This window comes from Saccharomonospora saliphila YIM 90502, assembly GCF_000383795.1.
Lineage (GTDB): Bacteria > Actinomycetota > Actinomycetes > Mycobacteriales > Pseudonocardiaceae > Saccharomonospora > Saccharomonospora saliphila.
Genome location: NZ_KB912640.1, coordinates 235,123 through 242,375 on the forward strand (window position 1 = coordinate 235,123; position 7,253 = coordinate 242,375).

At 72.4% G+C, this 7,253-nt stretch carries 5 protein-coding genes, 1 pseudogene and 1 riboswitch; all 6 genes and pseudogenes read right to left on the reverse strand.

Features of this window, described 5'->3' with window-relative positions; genetic code table 11:
* Positions 1-340: pseudogene (locus tag SACSA_RS25775) on the reverse strand (4-(cytidine 5'-diphospho)-2-C-methyl-D-erythritol kinase); the annotation flags it as partial.
* A 105-nt stretch (positions 341-445) separates the two neighbouring features.
* Complete coding sequence (locus tag SACSA_RS0106225; protein ID WP_019814301.1) at positions 446-1,456, reverse strand: methionine ABC transporter ATP-binding protein; 1,011 nt, start codon at positions 1,454-1,456, stop codon at positions 446-448.
* Positions 1,457-1,631: 175 nt separating this feature from the next.
* Positions 1,632-1,723, reverse strand: a riboswitch (SAM riboswitch).
* Positions 1,724-1,775: 52 nt separating this feature from the next.
* Positions 1,776-2,675 (reverse strand): 16S rRNA (adenine(1518)-N(6)/adenine(1519)-N(6))-dimethyltransferase RsmA, encoded by a 900-nt coding sequence (gene rsmA, locus SACSA_RS0106230; protein WP_019814302.1) that lies wholly within the window; start codon positions 2,673-2,675, stop codon positions 1,776-1,778.
* A 59-nt stretch (positions 2,676-2,734) separates the two neighbouring features.
* A complete protein-coding gene (locus SACSA_RS0106235) occupies positions 2,735-4,153 on the reverse strand; it encodes a transglycosylase family protein (protein ID WP_408640269.1) in 1,419 nt (472 codons plus the stop codon).
* A 205-nt stretch (positions 4,154-4,358) separates the two neighbouring features.
* A complete protein-coding gene (locus SACSA_RS0106240) occupies positions 4,359-5,228 on the reverse strand; it encodes a TatD family hydrolase (RefSeq protein WP_019814304.1) in 870 nt (289 codons plus the stop codon).
* On the reverse strand, positions 5,225-7,027 hold the full coding sequence (gene metG, locus SACSA_RS0106245) for a methionine--tRNA ligase (RefSeq protein WP_028661602.1): 1,803 nt from the start codon (positions 7,025-7,027) through the stop codon (positions 5,225-5,227). The genes SACSA_RS0106240 and metG overlap by 4 nt, the downstream gene beginning before the upstream one ends.
* Positions 7,028-7,253: the final 226 nt, after the last annotated feature.

The following is a 7,253-nucleotide window of genomic DNA, read 5'->3' on the forward strand; positions in this document are numbered from 1 at the left end:
CGCTGCCGCCCGCGAGTCCCCCCGCCACGGGGATGCCCTTGCGCAGCCGCACCCGCACCCTGGCCGCGTCGTCCGGCCTGCCGACATACTCGGCGAGCGCGCGCACCGCCCGCAGCGCGAGGTTGTCCTCGCCCGAAGGCACCGACTTCGCTCCCTCGCCGGAGACCTCGACGCCGGACGAACCCGTCTCGGCCACGATGACGTCGTCGGTCAACGACAGCGCCTGGAACACCGTCGTCAGCTCGTGGTAACCGTCCGCGCGGACGTCGCCGACGGACAGGTGCAGGTTGACCTTTGACGGGACCCGCACGGTGACGGGTGGGGAAGCGGCGGCAAGCACCCCACCAGCCTACTGGGCGAGGCTGTCGCGGCGGCCCCACGAGGGGGCTTCGGGAGGGGCGCCGTGGGATCTCCTCGCGACCAGCGCCGCGCGGGTCCCGGGCGCTCAGGCCGCCACGTTGCGCAGCCCGTACAGCGGGTGGGTGACGTGCGCGCCGCGTTCGGTCATCCAGGCGAGTGCGGCGTCGGCACGCTGGCCGGTGATGCCGAGCCGGAAGCGCGCCACCGGGGTGTCGCCCACGCGAGTGAGGCCGCCGCCGATCGTGGCGAACTCGACGCCGAACCGGGCCGCCGCCTCGGGCAGCAGCGCACCGACCGCCGCGAACCCGACCAGCACCACGTCCACCGCGCTGTCGTAGGAGGCGAGCCGCGCCCTCGGCGTGTCGACCGACGGCAGCAGCGCGTCGGCGATGCGGCTGCCCGGCTTGCCGAGCAGCCCCAGCACCGTGCCGCTCTCCACGAGCGTGCCCCGGTCCAGCAGGGCCAGCTCGTCGCACACCCGGCGCGCGACCTCGGCCCGGCGCGTGGTCAGGACCACGGTGGCTCCCAGCTCGGCACGGGCCCGGTCGAGCACCCCGAGCACGGCCGCGGACTCCTCGGCGTCCACCTCCGCCGTGGGGTCGTCGGCCAGCAGCACGGACGGCTCGGTGGACAGGGCCCGCGCCACGGCCACCCGCCTGCGCTGCCCGGGGCTGAGTTCGGCGGGCAGTTGCCCGGCACTGCGGGAGAGCCCGATCAGGTCGAGCACCGTCGCCACGCGCGTGCGCCGCCGTGCGCCGTCCACGCCCATCCGCTCCAGCGGCTCGGCCACGTTGCCCGCGACGGTGCGCTCGCCGCGCAGGCTCGGGTCCACCACCGACACCTGCCGTCGCGCGCCCCACAGCTTGCGCCCCTGGAGCCTGCCGGTGTCCAGACCGTCGTAGCGGATCACTCCGCGGTCCGGACGCTCCCGTAGCGCCACGCACCGCGCCAGCGTGGTCTTGCCCGCACCCGCGGGGCCGATGATCCCGTACAGCGCCCCGGCATCGACGGCCAGGCTGACGTCCCGCAGCGCCGGGACGGCGGTGTCGTTGTCGGGGCCGGAAAACGACTTGCTGACGTTCTCGACAGTGATCACGGAAGCGCTCCAAGGCAGCTCAGCGCGACGTCCGGTGCGGACGTCGAGGAAAGACGTGAGTCGGAAAGGGCAGGGTCAGGCACGCACGGCGGTGTGGCGGCGACACGCACACACCGTGCGTCGACCCTGGTCGACGACTCGGCGCTTCGTCAGCAGTGTGGAGCGATACATGGGTCCTCCATCGCCTCCTGGCGTTAGCACCTGCCCACACGGGGGTGGTTGCTGCGACGTCCGTGAGCCAGGTCTCTCGGTCGCTCGGGATGGATGCCCTCAAAGTACACCGGAGAAGCCGCCCCGATGGCAAGCCCGGCGCACGAGATCACACCGTTGGCGCAGCGGCGGCGATCGCGATGAAGTCGTCCACCGTCAGCCGCTCGCCGCGCGTCGCGGGGTCGACACCCGCCGCCGTCAGCAAAGCCCCCGCCCGCTCGGCCGACCCGGCCCACGCGGCGAGCGCGGCCCTGAGCGTCTTGCGGCGCTGCGCGAACGCCGCGTCCACCAGTCCGAACACCGCGTCACGGTCCACACCACGCGCCCGGTCCGGCCGCACACCGTCCGCGCCGGCGCGCTCAGCACCGGGGTGCCGTTCGAACTCCACGAGGGAGGAGTCGACGTTGGGCACCGGCCAGAACACCGACCGGGGCACCGAACCGGCCGTGCGGACACGCCCGTACCAGGCCAGCTTCACACTGGGCACGCCGTAGACGCGGCTGCCGGGGCGGGCGGCCATGCGCTCGGCGACCTCGGTCTGGACCATCACCAGGCCCCGGCGCAGCGTCGGCAGTTCGGCCAGCAGATGCAGCACCACCGGCACGGCGACGTTGTACGGCAGGTTGGCCACCAGCGTGGTCGGGGCGGGTCCGGGCAGCTCGGCCGCGCGCAGTGTCAACGCGTCGCGTTCGAGCACGGCGAGCCGGTCCGCCGCCTCCGGTGCGTACGCGGCGGCGGTGGCCGGGAGCCTGCCCGCGAGTGCGTGATCGATCTCCACGGCGAGCACGCGGGCCCCGGTGTGCAGCAGCCCCAGGGTGAGCGATCCGAGCCCGGGGCCGACCTCGAGCACGGTGTCGGAGGTGCCGACCCGGGCCAGCTCCACGATCCGGCGCACGGTGTTGGCGTCGTGCACGAAGTTCTGGCCGAGCTTCTTCGTCGGCCGGACGCCGAGGGCGGCGGCCGACGCGCGGATCTCGGCGGGGCCGAGCAGTCCCGGGGTTTCGCTCACCCGACCAGCCTAGAGACGTGGCGGGCGGGGCCGTGCGGACCCCGCCCGGTCACCGCGCTCTATTTCGGCAGGCCGAGGCTCGACGAACAGGCGGGCCACGCGCCGTACCCGCCGCGCGCGTCGCGGACCTTGGTCGCGATCGCGATCTGCTGCTCCCGGCTGGCCTCGTGGGGGTAGGCCGCGTACTGGCTGCCGCCGTAGGCGTCCCAGGTCTGCTTGTTGAACTGGAGGCCGCCGTAGTAGCCGTTGCCGGTGTTGATGGACCAGTCGCCACCGGACTCGCACTGCGCGAGCCGGTCCCACGCGGCGCCGTCGGCGATCTCGGGCTGCTTGGTGCCGATCCGCACCACGCGGTCCTGGGCCTCTTCGACGATCTTGGTGGACAGCTCCTCGCGGTCCACCACCTCGCCGTTGCGCCTGGTGACCCGGTAGGTCACGACCTTCTCGCCGGGCGTGCCCTCGTCCTCGACGATCTCGGTGCCCGCCTCAAGCTCCGGGTCCTCGATCTCACGGACTTCGGGCTCGATGGACTCGGTCTCGTTGACCACCGAGACGCCGGTGCGGCTGATGTGGACCTCGGCGCCGTCGGTGAGGGCGAAGTCGAGCCCTTCCTCCAGCGTGTCCTGCTCGCCGAGGTCGAGCTCCAGCTCACCGAGCAGCTCGCGGGCGGTGACCGCGGTGGTGCTCACCTCGCGCGGCTCGTTGCCGCCGTCGAAGACGGTGACCTGCTTCTCGGTCTTGACTTCGAGGCGCATGCCGTCCAGGGGCACCTCGCCGTGCAACGGCGCGGAGAACCACGCGCTCTCCCGGTCGAGGTCGTCGAGGCCGAGCTGGCTCAGCGCCTCGCCCACGGTCGTGGCGCGCACCCACGACGCGCGCTCCTCACCGTCGACCACGACGGTGAGATGGCGGCCGCGTTCGAGCTTGATGACGCCGCCGTCACCGACGGGCGCCTGCGGCGAAGGCGAGAGCGCGTCGTGCTTTCCGACCGTGATCCCGGCGTCGGAGAGGACTTCCCCGACGGTGTCGGCGTAGCTGCGCACCGTCTCGCGCTCGCCGTCGACGTTGACCGTGACGCTCTTGTTCATCGCCAGCGCCGCCGCGCCGCCGCCGGTGAGCGAGATCATCAGGGCCAGCACGGTCGACCGGAGGAACCGCTTCTTCCAGGTCTTGATGGTGCTGGCCAGGCCGTCGGAGGCGTCGTCGGTGCCGGACGAGGCCGCGGCCACGTCGGCTTCGGCCGCGTCGTCGGGCACGACGACCGGCGGAAGCATCGTGGTCTCGGCGTTGATGAGCCGGATCAGCTCGTCGGTGTCCACGTTCGCCTGGGCCATGAGGGCGTCCGCGTCCGGGCCGAGCGCGGTGAGCACGTCGTGCGGAGTGACTTCCGGGTCGGGCGAGAAATCGAGGTCGTCGTCCTCGCTCGGCCAGTCGAGCACCGCCGTCGACGCACCCGCGTGCCCGTCTCTACCAGTCACAGGGTCGATCCCTTCACGTAAGTCCAGCGACTCCCGCAGTCAGCGCCGCCCTCACGTCCCGCAGGACGCTCTCCCCGACGTACACCGACGTGACTGTGGGCCGGTCGGGTGAGGGTCAATGACAGACCATCACCCAGCACGGTCACGGGACCATAACGAGCACCGGGGGGTTGCGCAAACACCCCCTGCGGAGTAGTGAGCTTCGTCACCACACCCGCTCCGCTCCCCCGGCGGACGAACCCGCGCGGTCCGGCCCCCCTGCCTCCCAGCGGAACACGCGTTCCGCGTTGCGCCGCGTCGCGGCGGCCACCTCGGCCACCGGCCGGTTCCGCAGCTCGGCCAGGCCGCGCACGGTGTAGGCGGCGCAATAGGGCTCGTTCGGCCTGCCCCGGAACGGGTGCGGGGTGAGAAACGGCGCGTCGGTCTCGACGAGCATCTGGTCGTCCGGCACCAGGCGGGCGGCCTCGTGCAGTGCCCGGGCGTTGCGGAAGGTGACCGTGCCCGCGAACGAGAGCACGTAGCCCGCGTCGACGCACCGGCGCGCCACGTCGGCGTCGCCGGAGAAGCAGTGGAACACCACCGTCTCCGGCGCGCCCTCCGACTCAAGGGTCGCCAGGATGTCCTCGTGCGCCTCCCGGTCGTGGATCATCAACGGCTTGCCGAGGCGCTTGGCGAGATCGATGTGCCAGCGGAACGCCTCGGCCTGCGCGCGCGGCGGCGAATAGTCCCAGTAGTAGTCCAGGCCCGTCTCACCCACCGCGACGACGCGCTCGTGCGCGGCGAGCCGCGCGATCTCGGCACGGTCGGCGTCGGAGAACTCCGCGGTGCGCGTGGGGTGCAGGGCCACCGCCCCGGCCACGCGCTCGTCCCACGTGGACGCCTCCACCACCCAGCGAGCGGAGTCGAGGTCGTCGGCCACGGTGACCACGCGGCCGATCCCCGCGCGTTCGGCGCGGTCGAGCGCGGCACGCAACCCCTCGGGCGTCCGCGCTCCACACGCGTCGAGGTGGGTGTGCGCGTCGACGGTCGGAGTCTCCAGCGGGTCCGGCTCCGGCGGCGGGTCCTCGCGGCTCACGCGTCGTCCCGCTGGATCGGCGCCCACTCCGGACCGGTCTCGGCCAGTGCCGCGTCGAGCTTGCGGAACAGGGGGGTCGGTTTGGCCAGCGGCCTGCCGACCTCGATCGGCACCGAGGCCCAGCGGGCCTGCTCGGCGGTGTAGTCGCCGGACAGGATCGGGTTCGTTCGCTCGGGCACGTCGAGGTCGGCCACCTCGCGCAGCTCCGGTTGCGCCGCCCACACGCCCGTGCCGCCCAGGGCCTCGTGCACCTTCTGGGCCGAGTGCGGCAGGAACGGCGTGAGCAGCGTGTTGGCGTCGGAGACCACCTGGAGCGCGGTGTGCAGCACGGTGTCGCGCCGCTCCGGGTCGTCGCCCAGCTTCCACGGCTGTTGATCGGAAAGGTACTTGTTGGCCGCCGAGACCACCCGCATGGCCTCGGAGGCCGCCTGCCGGAACCGCGACCGGCCCAGGTGCGCGCCGACGGTGTCGAAGGCGGCGCGGGCATCGGCCTTGAGGTCCTCGTCGGCCGGGGCAGGGGTGTGCGGGCGGGGCACGCCGCCGTTGTTCTTGTGCGCGAGCGAGATCGCACGGTTGACCAGGTTGCCCCACTCGTTGGCGAGTTCGAAGTTGACCCGGCGCACGAACTCGTCCCAGGTGAAGTCGGCGTCGTGGGTCTCCGGCCCCGCCACCCCGATGAAGTAGCGCAGCGTGTCCGGCCCGAACTCGCGCAGGAAGTCGCGCACGTAGATGACGGTGCCGCGTGAGGTGGAGAACTTCGAGCCGCTCATGGTGAGGAACTCGCTGGAGACGATCTCGTCGGGCAGGTGCAGCCGCCCGAACGGGCCTGGCTCGCCGCCGTGGTCGCCCTCCCCGTTGTGCCCGAGCAGCAGCGCGGGCCAGATCTGGGCGTGGAAGGTGATGTTGTCCTTGCCCATGAAGTAGTAGGACCGCGCGTCGGGGTTGAGCCACCACCGCTGCCACGCGTCCGGGTCGCCGCTACGCCGCGCCCACTCGACGCTGGCGGAGAAGTAGCCGATCACCGCGTCGAACCAGACGTAGAAGCGCTTCATGGGCTCGTCGCGCCACCCGTCGAGCGGGATGCGCACGCCCCAGTCCAGGTCACGGGTGATCGGGCGGGGCCGCATGTCCTCGACGAGGTTGCGGGTGAAGTTGAGGACGTTGGGCCGCCAGTCGGTGCGGGTGGACAGCCACTTGCCCAACGTCTCGGTGAACGCGGACAGGTCGAGGAACAGGTGCTCGGTCTCGACGAAACGCGGCACCTCGCCGTTGATCCGCGAGCGTGGGTTGCGCAGTTCGGCGGCGTCGAGCTGGTTGCCGCAGTTGTCGCACTGGTCGCCGCGCGCGCCGTCGTAGCCGCAGATCGGGCAGGTGCCCTCGACGTAGCGGTCGGGCAGCGTGCGGCCGGTGGACGGGCTGATCGCGCCCGTGGTGGTCCTCGGCACGACATAGCCGTTGCGGTGCAACGCGAGGAAGATCTGCTGGGTGACCTCGGCGTGGTTGCCCGTGCTGGTGCGGGTGAACAGGTCGTAGGACAGGCCGAGCCCGCGCAGGTCCTCGCCGATCTGGCGGGTGTAGGTGTCGGCGGCCTGCTGCGGGGTCATGCCCTCCTTCTCCGCCTGCACCTGGATGGGCGTGCCGTGTTCGTCGGTGCCGGAGACCATGAGCACGTCGTTGCCGGCCATTCGCTGGTAGCGGGAGAACACGTCCGAGGGGACACCGAAACCGGAAACGTGGCCGATGTGGCGGGGGCCGTTGGCGTAGGGCCAGGCCACCGCAGTCAACACAGGGGTGCTCATACCTGTTCAGCCTACGGATGCGGCCGGAAGCGATTCGCGCGAGGGAGCGCGTGCCGCGACCGTCGCCACGGCCGTGCGGAGCGACGCGACCGCGATGCACCCGATCAGGTGATCTCGGGCGTGGGACCGCGCGGGACGGGCGTCGCCGCCCGCTCGCACGGGCGCGGCGGGTTAGCCTCCCCCCATGCCGGGGCGTGGCGGGCACGAGACCTCCGTGGAGGGCGGG